Raw genomic sequence first — 16,613 nt, 5'->3', positions numbered from 1 at the left:
TTCCTTGAGCACCGAAACCGCAGTAAAACTGACACTGGAACCCGACAACCCCACCCATCTGGCCAACCTGTGCGGGCAGCTGGATGAACACCTGAAACTGATTGAAGTGCGCGTTGGCGTACAGATACGCAATCGCGGCAACAACTTTCAGCTGGTGGGCGAAGATAGCAAGACCCGCGCGGCCACCACCCTCCTCAAAAATCTTTACCGGCAGGCAAGCCAGGGCACCGAACTGACGCCAGAGATGGTGCATCTGTCGCTGCAGGAAGCCGCCGTGGCGCAGCAGGGCCAGACAGGCAAACAAGGCGACACCATCCAAACCCGCAAGGTCCTGATCCGGCCCCGCGGTGAACACCAGCAGAACTATGTCCGCTCGATCCGTGAGCTGGACATCAACTTCGGTATCGGTCCGGCCGGCACCGGCAAGACCTACCTCGCCGTAGCCTGTGCGGTTGATGCGCTGGAGCGCGACCAGGTCCGCCGTATTCTGCTGGTTCGCCCCGCCGTAGAAGCCGGGGAAAAGCTCGGTTTTCTGCCCGGCGATCTGGCACAGAAGATCGACCCTTACCTGCGCCCCCTATACGACGCGCTCTACGAGATGCTCGGGTTCGACACCGTCAGCCGACTGATTGAACGCAATGTGATCGAAGTGGCACCGCTGGCTTACATGCGTGGCCGCACCCTCAACCACGCCTTTGTGATTCTCGATGAAAGCCAGAACACCACCAAGGAGCAGATGAAAATGTTCCTGACCCGCATCGGTTTCGGCTCCACCGCCGTCATCACCGGCGACCTGACCCAGGTCGATCTGCCACGCGGAGCCCTCTCTGGATTGCGGCATGCCCAGCAGGTACTGCATGGCGTTGAAGGGATCGGCTTTACCCAGTTCGATGCTCGCGATGTCGTGCGCCACCCGTTGGTTCAACGGATAGTACAAGCCTATGATGCCCATGATGAGCAGCAGGCCCAGGGCGACCACAAAGGATGAGCGGCGCCTGTATAGACCTGCAGATTGCCAGCGACCAGCCCGACCTGCCCTCGGCCGAACAGCTGCAGCAGTGGGTAGAAGCGGTCACCGCCAGTCTGGCTGATCCCGTGGAGGTCACCATACGCCTGGTGGACCAGAGCGAAAGCCAACAGCTCAACCGTGACTATCGGGGCAAGGACAAGCCCACTAATGTCTTATCTTTTCCCTTTGAAGTTCCCGAGGGAATCGAACTAAACTTGCTCGGCGATCTGGTGATTTGCGCACCGGTGGTTGCTATGGAGGCGGCGCAGCAGAGCAAGCCGCTGCAACACCACTGGGCCCATATGGTCATACACGGTACGCTCCACCTGCTTGGTTACGATCATATCGATGACAGGGAGGCGGAAGAGATGGAAGCACTGGAAACCCGCATACTCGGCAAACTGGGCATCCCCGCCCCCTACGAAACGCACTACGAGGCACCGGAAGGACAATGAGCGAAGATCGATCGAGTAACGGTCAGGGTCAGCGATCCTGGCTGGACCGAATAACACAGGCTTTTTCCGATGAGCCTAAAGATCGAGACGACTTGCGGGGTCTGCTTCGCAACGCCGAAAAAGCCAACCTGCTTGACCCCGAGGCGCTGCGCATTATCGAAGGTGCCATGGAGGTATCCGACCTTCAGGTCCGCGAGATCATGATCCCACGCCCGCAGATGGTGGTGATCGATTCCAACGTACCACCACGGGAGTTCCTGCCGGAGATGATCGCATCAGCCCACTCCCGTTTCCCGGTGATCGGAGACTCCCCCGACGAAGTAATCGGCATTCTGCTGGCCAAAGACCTGCTGCCCTATTTTCTCAGTGGCGGGATCGACGAATTCAGTATCCGTAACCATCTACGCCCCGCGATCTTTGTCCCGGAGAGCAAACGGCTGAACATTCTGCTGAAGGAGTTTCGCGATAACCGCAACCACATGGCGGTAGTGGTGGATGAATATGGCGGCATCGCGGGCCTGGTTACCATTGAAGACGTTCTGGAGCAGATCGTTGGTGATATCGAAGACGAGTACGACGACGACGAAGATGACACCCAGATCAAGCAGATAGAAGCCAACTGCTACCTGGTCAAGGCGCTAACCCCGATCGACGACTTTAACCAGCGCTTCGGCAGCACGTTCAGCGACAGCGAGTTCGACACCATCGGTGGCATTATCACCCAGGGATTCGGGCGTTTGCCGGCACGGGATGAATCGGTAGAGATAGACGGGTTCAGCTTCCGAGTGCTTAATTCAGACAACCGCCGCATTCGCCTGGTCCAGGTATCCGTACTCGACGCAGAGTAACCAGCCCATGCTTCCGCTTGCAAAGCTGCCGGGTACCGGCACCCTGCGTAATTTGCTTACGCTACTCGCCGGCACATTGGCACCTTTGGGCTTCGCCCCGGTGGATGCCTGGCCACTGACGCTGTTGTCGATGACCCTGTTTCTGGGACTCATCGGCAGCGCCGACCGGCCTGCGCTGTCCGGCTGGTTGTTTGGCGTCGGTTTTTACGCCACTGGTGTCTCATGGGTGTTTGTCAGCATCCATCAATTCGGCCCGGCGCCTATCCCCCTCGCGGCCTTGCTGACGGCACTGTTCGTCGCCGGCATCGCTCTGTTTTTTGCGCTCCCGGCTTGGCTTCTGCGGCGGTTACGGCTAACCCACCCACTCAGCATCGCGTTTGGCTTTCCAGCCCTATGGGTGCTGGGTGAATGGTTCCGCAGCACCTTTTTGACCGGTTTTCCCTGGCTCCTGAGTGGCTATGCCGCACTCGACACCCCCCTTGCCAGTTGGGCCCCGGTCGCCGGGGTGTATGGCGTCAGTTTTATCCTCGCATCGGTATCAGCCGGGCTATGGCTGCTGATCTCCGCCACCAGTGCCAGCGTTCGCTGGAGCGCAGCCATCTCAGTCGCGCTACTGCTGGGAAGCGGCGCTGCATGGTCGCCCGTCAACTGGGTTACGCCACAGCCCTCGCCGCTGCGGATCAGCATTGTGCAGGGAAATATTGCCCAGCAACTCAAATGGCTGCCACAACAGCGCGAACAGATACTGCAGCGCTACATTGAACCCAGCCGCCAATTGGATGACACCGACCTGATCCTGTGGCCAGAGACAGCCCTGCCTCTCCTGCTGGATCAAGCACTCCCCCGGCTGGAACCCTTGCTGCGGCTACTGGATGACCGCCAGATCGGCTTGATCACCGGCGCAGCAACCCGGCTCGCCAAGCCCGATGGCTGGCGCTACCACAATTCAGTGGCAGGACTTGCCGGCGCCAGCGGGCTGTATCACAAACAGCGCCTGGTGCCGTTTGGCGAATATGTGCCGCTGGAAGGCTGGCTCCGCGGCCTGATCCGCTTTTTCGATCTACCGATGTCCAGCTTCAGCCTGGGGCCATCGCACCAACCGCCGCTACGTAGCGGAGATTACGCTTTGGCGCCCTTTATCTGCTATGAGATCGTCTATCCGGAACTGGTTCGGGAAGCGGCGCTGCAAAGCGACTTTCTTCTCACCATCAGCAATGATGCCTGGTTCGGTGACAGCCTTGCGCCTCACCAACACCTGCAGATGGCCCGTATGCGTGCGCTGGAAAACGGCCGTCAGCTGATCCGCGGCACCAACAATGGCATCAGCGCATTGATCGACGAAACAGGCCAGGTGATCGCCCAATCGACGCAGTTCAAAACCGAAATATTGCGTGGCGAAGTGTCAGCGATGAGCGGCACCACACCCTTCACCCGTCTCGGATCGACACCGCTGCTGCTTCTGTGCACCCTGATCCTGGGGGTCATCGGTTGGCGCCGGCGATACCAGCTGATCACACCATCGGCGGGGAGGGCTCGCGCTCGAAGTAACGCCCGGCACACTGATGGCAAGGTTCGATAAGCGCCGTCTCTGTCAACACGGCCAACTGTCCGCAGGAGAGACAGCGTAGCGCGCCAACGCCCGCCACTTCCCCGGCCAGATAGGTTTCCGCACCGTGATCCAACCGCTGAGCCAGCTCCATCTGATCCACCGTAGCCGGGTCCGCCAGCAAACCGAACATGTCGACCACGCGCTGTTCCAGCGCATTCAGATCAAACTTCAGTAACGCCGCGATGCTCTCTCCGGTTTTGTGTGCGATCCGACCCAGCTCGCTGATATCCCGCTTGACGTAGGCCGACAGCAGATCCAGCTCTTCGCGGGTCATTTCACGGGCCGCCAGCTCCAGTTCCGCGGCTTCTTCAATCTTGTCTTTGATATAGGGCCACGAATGCTCCTCCAGATCCTCGACCGAGCGGTAGACCCGCTCGACGATCCGGTCGTACGCGGCTACGGCACTCTCGCTGAGAGAGCTGCGTTCATCTTCTTTTTTGGAAGGATCCATCGACGACTCCGTTGGCTGAAAACCCTTATCTGCACTGCGCCTTCTATTGTATCCTAGTCGCTAAATTCCGATTTACCTTTGACTGCAAAGGCGGCAACCACCACAATGCCGCCTTTGCGTTTTAAATGGACATCCACGGCGAAATGAAAGAACAGTACAACCCCAGCGAGATCGAAGCCCAGGCGCAACAGCACTGGGACGTTAACGACAGTTTTAAAGTCAACGAAGATCCGGATAAGGAAAAGTTCTACTGCCTGTCCATGTTCCCCTACCCCAGCGGACGACTGCATATGGGGCACGTACGCAACTACACCATCGGCGACGTGATCACCCGCTACCAACGGATGCGCGGTAAGAACGTACTGCAGCCGATGGGCTGGGATGCTTTCGGGTTGCCGGCCGAAAATGCGGCTATCAAAAACAAGGTCGCACCCGCCAAATGGACCTACGAAAACATTAACTACATGAAAGCTCAGCTCAAGCAGCTGGGCTTCGGCTACGACTGGTCACGCGAAGTCGCCACCTGCCATCCAGAGTACTACCGCTGGGAGCAGTGGTTCTTTACCAAGCTGATGGAGAAAGGCCTGGTCTACAAGAAAAACGCCATGGTCAACTGGGATCCCGTTGACCAGACGGTATTGGCCAATGAACAGGTAATTGATGGCCGCGGCTGGCGCTCCGGCGCGCTGGTGGAACGTAAAGAGATCCCTCAGTGGTTCCTGAAGATCACCGACTACGCCGAAGAACTCCTCAAGGACCTCGACCAGCTGGAAAACTGGCCGGAACAGGTTCGCACCATGCAAAAGAACTGGATCGGCCGCTCTGAAGGGGTCGAACTCAGTTTCCATGTGCAAGGTGACGGCGACCTGACCGTATTCACCACCCGACCGGACACCCTGATGGGCGTCACCTATGTGGCCGTCGCGCCACAGCACCCGTTGGCTCAGAAAGCAGCAAAAGCTAATCCCTCACTCGCCGGCTTCCTCGAAGAGTGCAGCCACATGAAAGTCGCCGAAGCCGATATGGCGACCATGGAAAAGCGCGGCATGGCGACCGGTTTCAGTGCAGTACACCCCATTACCGGCGATACCGTACCGGTCTGGGTAGCCAACTTCGTGCTGATGGAGTACGGCTCCGGCGCGGTGATGGCGGTCCCCGCGCACGACCAGCGCGACTGGGAGTTCGCCCGCAAATACGACCTGCCGATCAAGCAGGTGATTACCCCGGACAGTGTTGACGCCAACTGCGATATCGAACAGGAAGCCTTCACGGACAAAGGGGTACTGATCAACTCCGGTGAGTTCGACGGCTTGACCTCGGCTGACGCCTTCCGCGCCATCGCGTTCCACCTCAAAGAAGCCGGTAAAGGCGACATTCAGGTTAACTATCGCCTGCGCGACTGGGGTGTTTCCCGCCAGCGCTACTGGGGTACACCAATTCCGGTCATCAACTGTGGCAGCTGCGGCTCCTTGCCGGTCCCCGAGCAAGACCTGCCGGTAGTGTTGCCGACCGATATCGAGTTTGACGGCTCCGGTTCGCCGATCAAGTCGATGCCGGAGTTCTACGAAACCACTTGCCCCAACTGCGGCGGCGCGGCAACCCGCGAAACTGACACCTTCGACACCTTCATGGAGTCCTCCTGGTACTACGCCCGTTACGCCTGTCGTGACGCCGCCGACGCCATGCTGGACCAACGCGCCGACTACTGGGCTCCGGTCGATCAATACATCGGCGGTATCGAGCACGCCATTCTGCATCTGCTCTATTCACGCTTCTTCCACAAGCTGATGCGCGATCTCGGCCTGGTCAACTCGGATGAGCCCTTTGCCCGGTTGTTAACCCAGGGCATGGTTCTGGCCGAAACCTACTACCGCGAAGACGACAAAGGCGGTCGCCACTGGTTCTCACCGCAAGAAGTCGAGATCAAGCGCGACGACAAAGGCGGCATCAGCAGTGCGGTGCTCAAGAGTGATGGCCAGCCGGTGGTTTTTGCCGGCATCAGCAAGATGTCCAAGTCCAAGAATAACGGCATCGATCCTCAGGTGATGATCGACCGTTTCGGTGCCGACACGGTACGCCTGTTCATGATGTTCGCAGCCCCCCCGGAGCAATCACTGGAGTGGTCAGACAGCGGCGTAGAAGGCGCCAACCGCTACCTGCGCCGGCTTTGGAAGCTGGTCTACGAGCATGTCAGCCGCGGACCGGTCAGTGCCCTTGAACCCCGATCTCTGGATGACAAGCAGCAGGCGGTGCGTCGCAAGACACACGAAACCATCGCCAAGGTCACCGACGACATTGAGCGCCGGCAAACCTTTAACACCGCCATCGCCGCTGTGATGGAGCTGACCAACACCGTCAGCCGCTTCATCGACACCAGCGCACAGGGTCGCGCAGTCACTCAGGAAGCGCTGGAAGCAGCGGTGCTGCTGATCTCGCCCATTGTTCCTCACGCCTGCCATCAGTTGTGGGCCGATTTGGGCCACGGCAGCGATGTTCTCAACCAGGCTTGGCCAGTGGTTGATGACAGTGCCCTGACCCGGGATTCGCTCCAGATCGTAGTGCAGGTCAATGGCAAGCTGCGTGGCAAGATCGAAGTGCCCGCCGACGCGGACCGCGACTTTATTCAGCAGGCCGCGCTGGCCGACGAGAACGTCGCCCGCTTTACCAATGGCGTTGTTCGTAAGGTCATTGTGGTGCCGGGCAAGCTGGTCAACATTGTCGTCAGCGGCAAGTAAGATGATCCGCCGGCTGCTGCTTCCGCTTAGCCTCAGCCTGCTATTGGCAGGCTGCGGCTTTCAGCTGCGCGGATTAGTGGCCGTTCCCGAAGCGCTGCAGACCCTGACTCTGGAGGGCGACAGCAGCACGCCGGTCTACCAGACGCTGGAACGCCAGCTACGTGCCAACGGTATCGAGCTGGTCAGCCCACCCCGCGAGACTCACTACCGGATCGCACTCTACTCCGAGGGTTTTAACCGCCGCGCCGCCAGCCTTAACACCCGCGGCAAAACTGAAGAGTACGAGCTGCGCTCGCAGCTGCGCTTCGAAATTTTCGATCGCAACGGCGACAGTGCCACCGGGCCACTCGAAGTCAGCGCAGAACGAACCTATCGCTACGACGAGAACAACATCAACGCCATGCAGGCTGAAGAAGCGCTGCTGCGGGATGAGCTGCGGCAGAATATCGCCAGCCAGGTGATACGCCGCTACCTGGCGTTAGCAACCACCGCGTCCGGTTCATGAAGCTTACCCCGGAACAGCTCTCAGGCCATCTGCAGCGCTCACTGCTGCCGGTCTATCTGCTCTCCGGCGATGAGCCGTTGCTGATTCAGGAAGCCGCCACTACCCTGCGTGCAACGGCGCGCAACGCCGGCTACGCCGAACGGGAAACCCTCCACGCAGATGCCGGTTTTCAGTGGGAAAACCTGCTGGAGCGCGCCAACAGCCTGTCGCTGTTCTCAGACAAGCTCCTGCTGGAGCTGCACATTCCCAACGGCAAGCCGGGCCAGAAGGGCGGCCCCATTCTGGAGCAGTATCTCAGTTCACCCTCTCCCGACACCCTACTACTGATCTATACCCCCCGCATTGACGCGGCCACGCAGAAAACCCGCTGGTTCAAGGCGATCGACAACGCCGGCGCTACGCTGGCGTTCTGGCCGGTCGAAATGGCGCAACTGCCGGGCTGGATCAACCGCCGCTTTCAGGCCGCCGGTCTCAGCTGCACCCCATCAGCGGCGCAACTGTTGGCTGAGCGGGTTGAAGGCAACCTGCTGGCTGCCAGTCAGGAGATTGAAAAACTCAAGCTGGCGGGTATAACCGGCTGCGTCGATGAAGAGCAGATCATCAGCGGCGTTAGCGATAGCGCGCGCTTTGACGTATTCACTCTGACCGACGCTGCCCTCGCCGGCAAGACCGGCCGTAGCCTCAAGGTGTTGCAGGGCTTGCGCAGCGAAGGTGTCGAGGCAACGCTGGTTCTCTGGTCGCTCAGCCGCGAAATCCGTACCCTGCTTGAATTGGCCCTGGAATGCCGAGGCGCACCGCCCAGCGACGCCCAGTGCAAAAAGCACCGCATCTGGGGCAAGCGCAAATCACTGGTGGGCGCAGCCCTCAGTCGTACCCCTCCCCGCCGGCTGGAGCACCTGCTGCAACAGTGTGCCGCCGCCGACCAGGCCATCAAGGGGATGTCACCCGCCGCTCCATGGGATCTACTGGCGCAGCTGATCACCGGATTATCCGGCAGCTCGCCGCGCGCCGATTAAAACAACCGTTTTAGTCATCCCTTATTTTCTTGACTTACCTCAACAAAGCCCTTGGCTAACACTGCGCTAGATCAAAGCAGACTGCCCAGTATCGGCCTAAGGTTTACAGTGAGATAGTGGAACCAGGCCGGACATAGCCAATGAAAGATGCACAGGGGTTTACCTTAATCGAGCTGCTGGTGGTGATCAGCGTAGTCGCCATCCTGGCGGGCTTGGTGGTACCCGGCTTTACCAGCTTTATCCGCGACAATCGCATGACCAGTCAGATTAACACCCTGGTGGGAGCGATCCACTTTGCCCGTGGTGAAGCGGCTAACCGGCGTAGCATCGTTACCCTCTGCGCCAGCAGCGACCAGGCCACCTGCAACACCACCAACTGGGAGGCGGGATGGATCATCTTTACCGACAGCAACAACAACGGCGATGCCGTTATTAACGGAAGCGATGAACTGCTGCTGGTTCAGGAAGCTCTGGACGGCAACACTACCTTGCGCAGCAGCGGTTTTAATTTTGGCGGCGCCGGCAAGTTCCACTACGCGGCCACCGGCTTCATGATGGCAGCCGATCCGCAAGCCGGCACTTTTACCCTCTGTGACGAGCAAGGGGCCAGCGACGCCCGTGCCATTATCGTCAATATCTCCGGGGTGTCGCGCCTGGCCACCGACGAGAATAACGACGGTATTGTCAACGACCATACCGGAAACCTGGGGAATGTCTCATGCCCTTGATTGCCTGCTACTCGCGCCTGTCGCGCAGTTCCCAGCGCGGCGTGAGCATGATGGAAGTGCTGATCGCGCTGGTACTGCTGACGACCGCGTTATTGGGAGCTACCGCCCTGCAGCTAACCGGATTGCAAAACAACCGTAGTGCCTACTATCGCTCTCAGGCCAGCCTGCTGGCTTACGACTTTGCCGACCGCATCCGGGTCAACGCCGGCTACGCCTTGGCCGACAGCACCCGCTACGAAGTCGATACCGCTTCACCGGCAGTACCCTCTGCCACCAGCTGTGCACCAACGCTCAATGGCTGTTCCGACAGCCAGATACGCGATATCGACCTGCGCGAATGGTACGAAAACTTTTTCGACGTGACCGGTGTCGGCCATGACGGTAGTGATTACCGGCCTCTCCTGCCCTCCGGCACAGCCGAGGTGACAGCCACCGGCCCGGACTACACCATCACCATCAGTTGGCAGGAGGTGGACTGGAACGTGGGCGCCAACAGTAACAGAAGCGACACCACCAAACAGTTCATTCTCGATTTTAACGTGACGGATTGACGATGATGCAGCATAGCCGCACGCTCACAGCACGCCACAACCAGCGCGGTTTGTCGCTGATCGAACTGATGATCGCACTGGTAATCAGCAGTTTTCTGATGCTAGGGGTGTTTCAGGTGTTCGTGGGTTCGAGCGGCACCGACCGGATCTCTCACGCTTTCGCCCGCGTGCAGGAAAACGGCCGTCTGGCGATCGATATTCTTACCCGTAGTCTGCGGATGGCGGGTTATCAGGGCTGCATTGATACTGAAGTTATCGACCTGCGGGTCATAGCCAACAATGCACCCAGTCTGGATCTGACCAATGAAGCAGTAATCGGTTATGAAACCGACCACTCCAGCTGGGATGCGATCAACCGCAACGACGCACTGGACCCCATCAGCGGTGCCCTGGTCGGCAGTGACGTGGTGTTCGTACAGTTCGTCAACCCAACCGGAACAGATGTGGTCTGCACCGGGGCAGCCAACTCTAATAGCTGTTTTAGTCAGAACGCCAACATCAAGATCAGCGATAACAACGCGGGCTTTACTCAGCACGATATTGTGGTGGTATCTGATTGTGTCAATGCCGACATGTTCCGCATCTCCAACACCGCCAAAGACGCGAGTGATAATTTCAAAGTCACTTTGGCCCACGCGAATAACGTCAATAGCAGTAATAGGCTGAGCAAAGCCTACGGCGAGGACGCCCAGGTGATGAAGTTCGAAGCCTTGGCCTACTACATCAAGGACACCGGTCGCCGCACCGATCAGGGCGGCGCCATCTACGCGCTGTACCACTACGACGCCATGTACCACGACGGGGCGGGCAACTACGGCATCGAACAGGAGCTGGTGGAGGGGGTTGAACAGCTTCAGATCCTCTACGGCCAGCGCCGCACGGACGGCAATCTGCGTTACGTCACCGCCGATGACGGCGACCTTGATTTCAGTCAGGTGGAAGCGCTTAAAATCGCGGTCCTGGTCAGTAGCAGCCAGAACGTTTTGCCGGACGCTGACAGCAAGGATTACCTGCTGCCGGGAGCCACCGTTGAGCCGTTGGGGGCGGTAACGCCCGAAGCCACGCACCCGGGCGACCGCCGACTGCGACAAGTGTTCGCTACCACCATCCAGCTGAGGAACCGTAACCGATGAACGCTTCGCTTACGCCTAACAGCAGCTCATTACCAAACCGCCAGCGCGGAGTGGTACTGGTGGTCTGCCTGCTGGTGATCATGGTCGTTACACTGATCGCTGCCACCGCCACCAAAACCTCGACCTACGAAGAAAAAATGGCGGCCAATGCCCAGACCTACAACCGGACCTTCCAGGCGGCGGAAAGCGCCGTCGAACTGGCGTTCACCAACGAAACCATGATGATGGAAGCGATTGATGCCTCAGACAGCATCTCTTCCACCACCTCAACGGCGGTTGGTAGCCATGGCGTTGTCGCCACGGCCAGCATTCGATTTCGTGGCGAAGGCATCGCGCCCGGCAACTCCATCGGTACCGCCAGCACCTACATGTACGAAATTAATGGCGAAGGCGAGCTCGACGAAATGAACACCAGCACCCTGATTCGCCAAGGGTTCTACCGCGTCAGTTTTGTGACCTCTACCAATCAGTAACAGGGACTTAAGAAAGTCGGGGAGTTAATCATGAACAGCTTCAAAACACGCACCAAGGTGGTTATCGGGAGCTTTCTCAGTACCTGGCTGGTCTGCACCCCTGCCTGGGCAGACGATACCGAGATCTATTTTGGCGGATCGACCAACATCGCGGTTCGCCCCAACGTGCTGTTTATCCTCGACACCTCCGGTTCCATGGACGGCTACGATGGTGGCAGCGTCACCCGTCTGGACCGGATGAAACAGGCACTCACCAACGTACTTAACACCTCCACCGACATCAACGTCGGTCTGATGCGGTTTACCAACCCCGGCGGGCCCGTGCTCTATCCAGTGCGTTATATCGACGAGGTGGTCAGCACAGCGGGCGCCTCCACTCCGAGTGGCACCATTGTCAGCCAGATTACCAATGGCAGCGACGACGCGATCGAACGCAGCGATGGCACCACCCTGATCGATGGCGCGGTACTGGAAACCATTCAGCCCACCACCACCACCGTGTTTGAGAAATTCATCAGCAACGGCGATGACGATGCCGAGCAGAACCTCGGTAATAACAATGTCAGCACCGGCAGTTCCGATCTGGAACTGATGCATGACGGCAGCACCGAACAGCTCGTGGGCTTGCGCCTGCGAAATGTCGACATCCCCAAGAATGCCAGCATCGTCAATGCCTACCTGCGCTTCGAGATCGAAGACTATGACAATGGCGATCTGAGCGCCAGAATCTGGGGCGAAGCCGAAGACGACCCTCGGCGCTTCAGAAGCAACAAGAACAATATCTCCAAGCGGGCACGAAGCAGCGCCAGTGTGGACTGGTCGATCACTGATGCACCGGCCGCCAACGATTACCTCTACACCCCGGACATCAGCACGATTGTCCAGGAAACGGTTAACCGCTCCGGCTGGGTAGCCAATAACAGCATGGCTTTCATTCTTGAGCATGTTAGTGGCCCCTCCGGCAACCGGCGCGTTGTGACCTCTTACAATGACGAATCCGACGCCGTTAAGCTGCATGTGGAGTATTCCAGTGGCCTGGGGGGCGGCACCGCCCAGACGATCGGCCTGCGTTTCAACGAAATCATGGTTCCGCAAGGGGCGACCATTACATCCGCTACCCTCAGCATGACCGCAGAAAGCAACAACGCCGCTTCAGCCACCCTCACCTTCCAGGGCGAAGCCGCCGACCAGAGTGCTCCCTTCGAGGAAGCCAACGGCAACATTTCGGGACGCAGCAAAACGAGCGCCACCGTTGGCTGGACCGGCGCGCCGGCGTTCAACGCCAATAGCACATACACCAGCCCGGACCTGACCAGCATCGTGCAGGAGATCGTCAACCGTGGCGGCTGGTGCGGAGGTAACAGCCTGAGCCTGTTTATCACCGGCAACGAGCTTCGTGATCTCAAGTCGTTCGAGAACAACATTGACGAAACCGCAACCCTGAATATCACCTACAACACCGCGACCGTGCCTAACGGCGCCTGTGTGTACAACCAGTACGCCGCCAATATCGTCCATGGTAACGACGATGCCGAGCAGGATGGTTCATCCATGGATCTGGACAGTACCGACCTGGACTTGGGTGATAAGATCATTGGCCTTCGTTACCAAAACCTGCCGCTAATTCAAGGCGCCCAGATCACCAACGCCTATATCGAATTTACCGCCGACGAAACTGACAGCGGAACTGCCAATTACACCATCTACGGCCATAACAGCGGTGACTCCGGCGCGTTTACCACCGCCACCAATAACATCAGCAACCGCAGTAAAACTACGGCCAGTGTCAGCTGGAGCCCGGAGACATGGAACAGTGTCGGCGGCCAGTACCGCTCACCCAACATCGCTCCCATCCTGCAGGAGATTATCGCTCGCGGCGATTGGAGCGCGGGCAATGCCCTCGGTCTTGTTATCGAGGGCAGTGGCGACCGGGTCGCCGAGTCCTATGACGGCAGCACCCTGCCGCCCCGGTTGGTGTACTACGCCAAAGCTTCCGACATCAACAACTCAACCAACACCGTGCGGTCCGAGCTGATTCAGGCGATCAGCGGCCTGCCCCACGATGGCTGGACACCAATCGTTGACACCCTCTACGAAGCCGCCCGCTATTACCGCGGTGAGCAAGTGCTCTACGGGGCCAGCCGCAACGGCTCGGGCACACGTCTGTCGCACCCTGATTCGTACACCGAAGGCGCCGGCTTCAGCCGCTCCCCCGCAGGGTGTGAGGAGAGCGGCGCGGGCAGCTGTTCCAGCGAAGCGATCACCGGTACAGCCACTTACGTCAGCCCCATCGAAGAGAGCTGCCAGGCCAACTACATCGTGCTGCTGACGGACGGTGAGGCCAATAACAACCACTCGGCCGACCTGATCAAGGCGATGACCGGCGATGCCAGCTGTGTTGGCGGCAGTGCCGACCAGGCCTGCGGCATTGAGCTGATCAAATACCTTAAGAGCAACGACCAGGATGGCAATCTGGCGCAGGATCAGACCATCAAGACCTATACCGTTGGCCTTGAGTTCTCTACCACCTGGCTGCAAGACCTGGCCGACGCAGGTGGAGGCTCGTTCTATCTGGCGGAATCCGCCCAGGATCTGACCAACACCTTCGACACCATTATCAAAACCATCAAAGCGGCCAACAGCACCTTTGTGGAGCCCAGCGTTACCATCAACCAGTTCAACCGCTTTGCCCACCGTGACGACGTTTACTTCGCCCTGTTCAAGCCACAGGAAACCGCCAAGTGGTACGGCAACCTGAAGAAGTATCAGCTCAAGGGCAGCCCGGCGGAGCTTTACGATAATCGTAACCCGCAGCAGTTGGCGGTGGATCCGGATACCGGCTTTTTCGGCATCAACAGCCAGAGTTTCTGGTCACTGGACGAAGACGGCAATCAAGTGGAAAAAGGCGGTGCGGCGAGTATGCAAACCGTGTCGCGGAACATCTATACCAATGTTTCCGGGGCCGTGCTTAGCGCCACCGAGAACCAGTTGCACGAGAGCAATACGCTGGTCACGGACGCACTGCTCGACATCGTCGGCCAGACCGCCCAATACCGCGAAGACCTGATCAAATGGGCACGCGGCCTGGATGTCAACGGCGCGCCGCGCAAGCAACTGGGCGACCCGCTGCATTCTCGTCCAGAACTGGTGACCTATGACGGTTTCTCCAACCCGATCGAAAGCACCATCTTCTTCGGCACCAACGAGGGCTACTTGCACGCGGTCAATATCAACACTGGCCAGGAACAGTTCGCTTTCGTACCCAAAGAACTGCTGGGCAATCTCAACACCTTCTACACCAACAACGTTGTTGACCCTCGCCCCTATGGTCTCGATGGCGGTATCACTCTATGGACCAAGGACATCAACGGTGATGGCGATCTCAAAGACACCGGCGAGTTCGCCTACCTTTACGTGGGTATGCGTCGCGGCGGGCGCAGCTACTACGCGCTGGATGTCACAGACGTCAACAATCCGGAACTAATGTGGCAGATCGATGGCGGTAACGGTGACTTCACCGACCTCGGCCAGACCTGGTCGAAGCCGATTAAAACCCGCATTCGCCTGAACAACGTCAAGCGCGACGTATTGGTCTTTGCTGGTGGCTACGACACCAATCAGGACAACGTCAGTACCCGCACCGCCGACAGCTTTGGCAATGCGGTGTTTATGGTCGACGCGGTAACCGGCGCCAAGATCTGGTCTGCCGGTGGGGACAACAGCCACGACGAGGTGGTTGGCGACATGGATTACAGCATCCCCTCTGAAGTCAAGGTCATCGATATCAACCGCGACGGTTTCGTGGACCAGATGTATGTCGGCGACATGGGCGGTCAGATCTGGCGCTTTGACGTCGATAACGAGCAAAGCCAGCCCCAGCACCTGGTCGATGTGACCAAGATTGCGGTTCTGGCTGATAACACCGAAGCCGGTAACCGCCGCTTCTACTACCCGCCCGACATCGCACTCGCCGTTGAGGGCAAAGATCGCTATCTGGCGCTGGGAGTCGGTTCAGGCTATCGCGCTCACCCGCTTAATCAGGTGATTGAAGATCGCTTTTACATGATCAAGCTGTTCGACGTCTACGAGAAGCCGTCAAGCTTTACTCCGCTGACCGAAAACGATCTTTACGACGCTACCGACAACCATATTCAGCAGGGTGATGCGACCCAGAAAGCGGCCGCCGAGCTGGCGCTGTCCAACAATTACGTTGGCCGCAAACAGGGCTGGATGTTGAGGATGACCAATCCGGGCGAGAAAGTGCTGGCTGGCAGCGCCACGATCCAGAACCAGATCATATTTACCACCTACGAACCGACACCACCCAACTCCGGTTCCTGTAATCCGGCGCAAGGCACTAGCCGTGCCTATCTGGTCAGCTTGTTCAACGCCACACCGATGCTGGACATCAACAAGGATGGCACCACCAACAAGGACGATCGAGTGATTCAGCTGGCCATCGGCAGCATTCCCGCATCGCCGACGGTCATCGATACGGTCGATTCCAAACCGACTGTCTGGGTAGGACCTGAACGCCTTGATGAGGTCGACACCGACGTTGAGTCTATCCGTACCTACTGGATCGAGGTGGTCAACCCATAATGGCACACAACCACATGCACGCCCGCCGGATGGCGGGCTTCACCCTCACCGAGCTGATGATCGCGGTGGTCATCATGGGTATCATCACCGCCATCGCCTACCCCAGCTATCAGTCGTATCTGATCGACAGCCGGCGCAGTGACGCGCAGAACGCCCTGCTCGGTTTCGCCACTGCACTGTATCGCTACAAGACCGACAACAACAGCTACGCCGGGGCACAAAGCGGCACGGGATTCCCGAACCCGCCGGAGACAACGGTCTATCCGTCCCAAGCACCCATCGATTCCGGTGACAAGTTTTACAACCTCACCATCGAATCAGCCAACGCCAGCGGTTTTACCGTAAGGGCAACCCCGATCAACGGTACCGCACAAGCGGGCAACGGTTTTCTTGAACTTACCTCCACCGGTATCAAACGCTGGGATGTGAACGATAACGGCGCTATCGATAGCGGTGAAAACAGCTGGTCAAACTGATCTGCCGGCACTAAAAAGGGCG

14 protein-coding genes are annotated in these 16,613 nt (G+C 58.6%); 13 read left to right on the top strand and 1 reads right to left on the bottom strand.

Annotation, left to right across the window (positions count from 1 at the left end; genetic code table 11):
- Nucleotides 1-4 precede the first annotated feature (4 nt).
- From JJQ76_RS08755 to lnt, 4 genes are read left to right on the top strand one after another with little or no spacing between them, the layout of a single operon-like run.
- Nucleotides 5-988 (top strand): PhoH family protein, encoded by a 984-nt coding sequence (locus tag JJQ76_RS08755; RefSeq protein WP_210396407.1) that lies wholly within the window; start codon nt 5-7, stop codon nt 986-988.
- A complete protein-coding gene (gene ybeY / locus JJQ76_RS08750) occupies nt 985-1,464 on the top strand; it encodes an rRNA maturation RNase YbeY (protein WP_210396406.1) in 480 nt (159 codons plus the stop codon). Before JJQ76_RS08755 ends, ybeY begins: the two co-directional genes overlap by 4 nt.
- Nucleotides 1,461-2,312, top strand: coding sequence for a CorC family transporter (locus JJQ76_RS08745; RefSeq protein ID WP_210396405.1), 852 nt, complete (start codon nt 1,461-1,463; stop codon nt 2,310-2,312). The genes ybeY and JJQ76_RS08745 overlap by 4 nt, the downstream gene beginning before the upstream one ends.
- Before the next feature lie 7 nt (nt 2,313-2,319).
- Nucleotides 2,320-3,891 (top strand): apolipoprotein N-acyltransferase, encoded by a 1,572-nt coding sequence (lnt, locus tag JJQ76_RS08740; protein WP_210396400.1) that lies wholly within the window; start codon nt 2,320-2,322, stop codon nt 3,889-3,891.
- Here the strand turns inward: lnt and JJQ76_RS08735 are convergent.
- Nucleotides 3,824-4,372: a zinc ribbon-containing protein gene (locus JJQ76_RS08735; protein WP_210396398.1), complete on the bottom strand. Its 549-nt coding sequence runs from the start codon at nt 4,370-4,372 to the stop codon at nt 3,824-3,826. The genes lnt and JJQ76_RS08735 overlap by 68 nt on opposite strands.
- A 143-nt stretch (nt 4,373-4,515) precedes the next feature.
- On the opposite strand from JJQ76_RS08735, the gene leuS reads away from it, so the two are divergent.
- The 9 genes from leuS (at nt 4,516) to JJQ76_RS08690 (ending at nt 16,591) form a co-directional block, all read left to right on the top strand.
- Nucleotides 4,516-7,107, top strand: coding sequence for a leucine--tRNA ligase (gene leuS, locus JJQ76_RS08730; protein WP_210396396.1), 2,592 nt, complete (start codon nt 4,516-4,518; stop codon nt 7,105-7,107).
- Between the two features lies 1 nt (nt 7,108).
- A complete protein-coding gene (locus JJQ76_RS08725; RefSeq protein ID WP_210396395.1) occupies nt 7,109-7,612 on the top strand; it encodes an LPS-assembly lipoprotein LptE in 504 nt (167 codons plus the stop codon).
- Nucleotides 7,609-8,628: a DNA polymerase III subunit delta gene (holA, locus tag JJQ76_RS08720; protein WP_210396393.1), complete on the top strand. Its 1,020-nt coding sequence runs from the start codon at nt 7,609-7,611 to the stop codon at nt 8,626-8,628. The genes JJQ76_RS08725 and holA overlap by 4 nt, the downstream gene beginning before the upstream one ends.
- Nucleotides 8,629-8,768: 140 nt before the next feature.
- Nucleotides 8,769-9,356: a GspH/FimT family pseudopilin gene (locus JJQ76_RS08715; protein WP_210396474.1), complete on the top strand. Its 588-nt coding sequence runs from the start codon at nt 8,769-8,771 to the stop codon at nt 9,354-9,356.
- Entirely contained in the window at nt 9,347-9,907 is a 561-nt protein-coding gene (pilV, locus tag JJQ76_RS08710) for a type IV pilus modification protein PilV (protein ID WP_210396391.1), read from the top strand. Before JJQ76_RS08715 ends, pilV begins: the two co-directional genes overlap by 10 nt.
- Nucleotides 9,908-9,909: 2 nt before the next feature.
- On the top strand, nt 9,910-11,040 hold the full coding sequence (locus tag JJQ76_RS08705) for a PilW family protein (RefSeq protein WP_210396473.1): 1,131 nt from the start codon (nt 9,910-9,912) through the stop codon (nt 11,038-11,040).
- Complete coding sequence (locus JJQ76_RS08700; protein WP_210396389.1) at nt 11,037-11,513, top strand: pilus assembly PilX N-terminal domain-containing protein; 477 nt, start codon at nt 11,037-11,039, stop codon at nt 11,511-11,513. Before JJQ76_RS08705 ends, JJQ76_RS08700 begins: the two co-directional genes overlap by 4 nt.
- A 30-nt stretch (nt 11,514-11,543) precedes the next feature.
- Nucleotides 11,544-16,115 (top strand): PilC/PilY family type IV pilus protein, encoded by a 4,572-nt coding sequence (locus tag JJQ76_RS08695; protein WP_210396388.1) that lies wholly within the window; start codon nt 11,544-11,546, stop codon nt 16,113-16,115.
- Nucleotides 16,115-16,591 carry a type IV pilin protein gene (locus JJQ76_RS08690; RefSeq protein WP_210396472.1) on the top strand — a complete coding sequence of 159 codons (477 nt, stop codon included), beginning with the start codon at nt 16,115-16,117 and terminating at the stop codon, nt 16,589-16,591. Before JJQ76_RS08695 ends, JJQ76_RS08690 begins: the two co-directional genes overlap by 1 nt.
- Nucleotides 16,592-16,613: the final 22 nt, after the last annotated feature.

This window comes from Motiliproteus sediminis (assembly GCF_017912535.1).
GTDB classification, from domain to species: domain Bacteria; phylum Pseudomonadota; class Gammaproteobacteria; order Pseudomonadales; family Balneatricaceae; genus Motiliproteus; species Motiliproteus sediminis.
The sequence above is the reverse complement of the archived record's forward strand: the minus strand, read 5'-3'. Positions and strand labels throughout refer to the sequence as shown.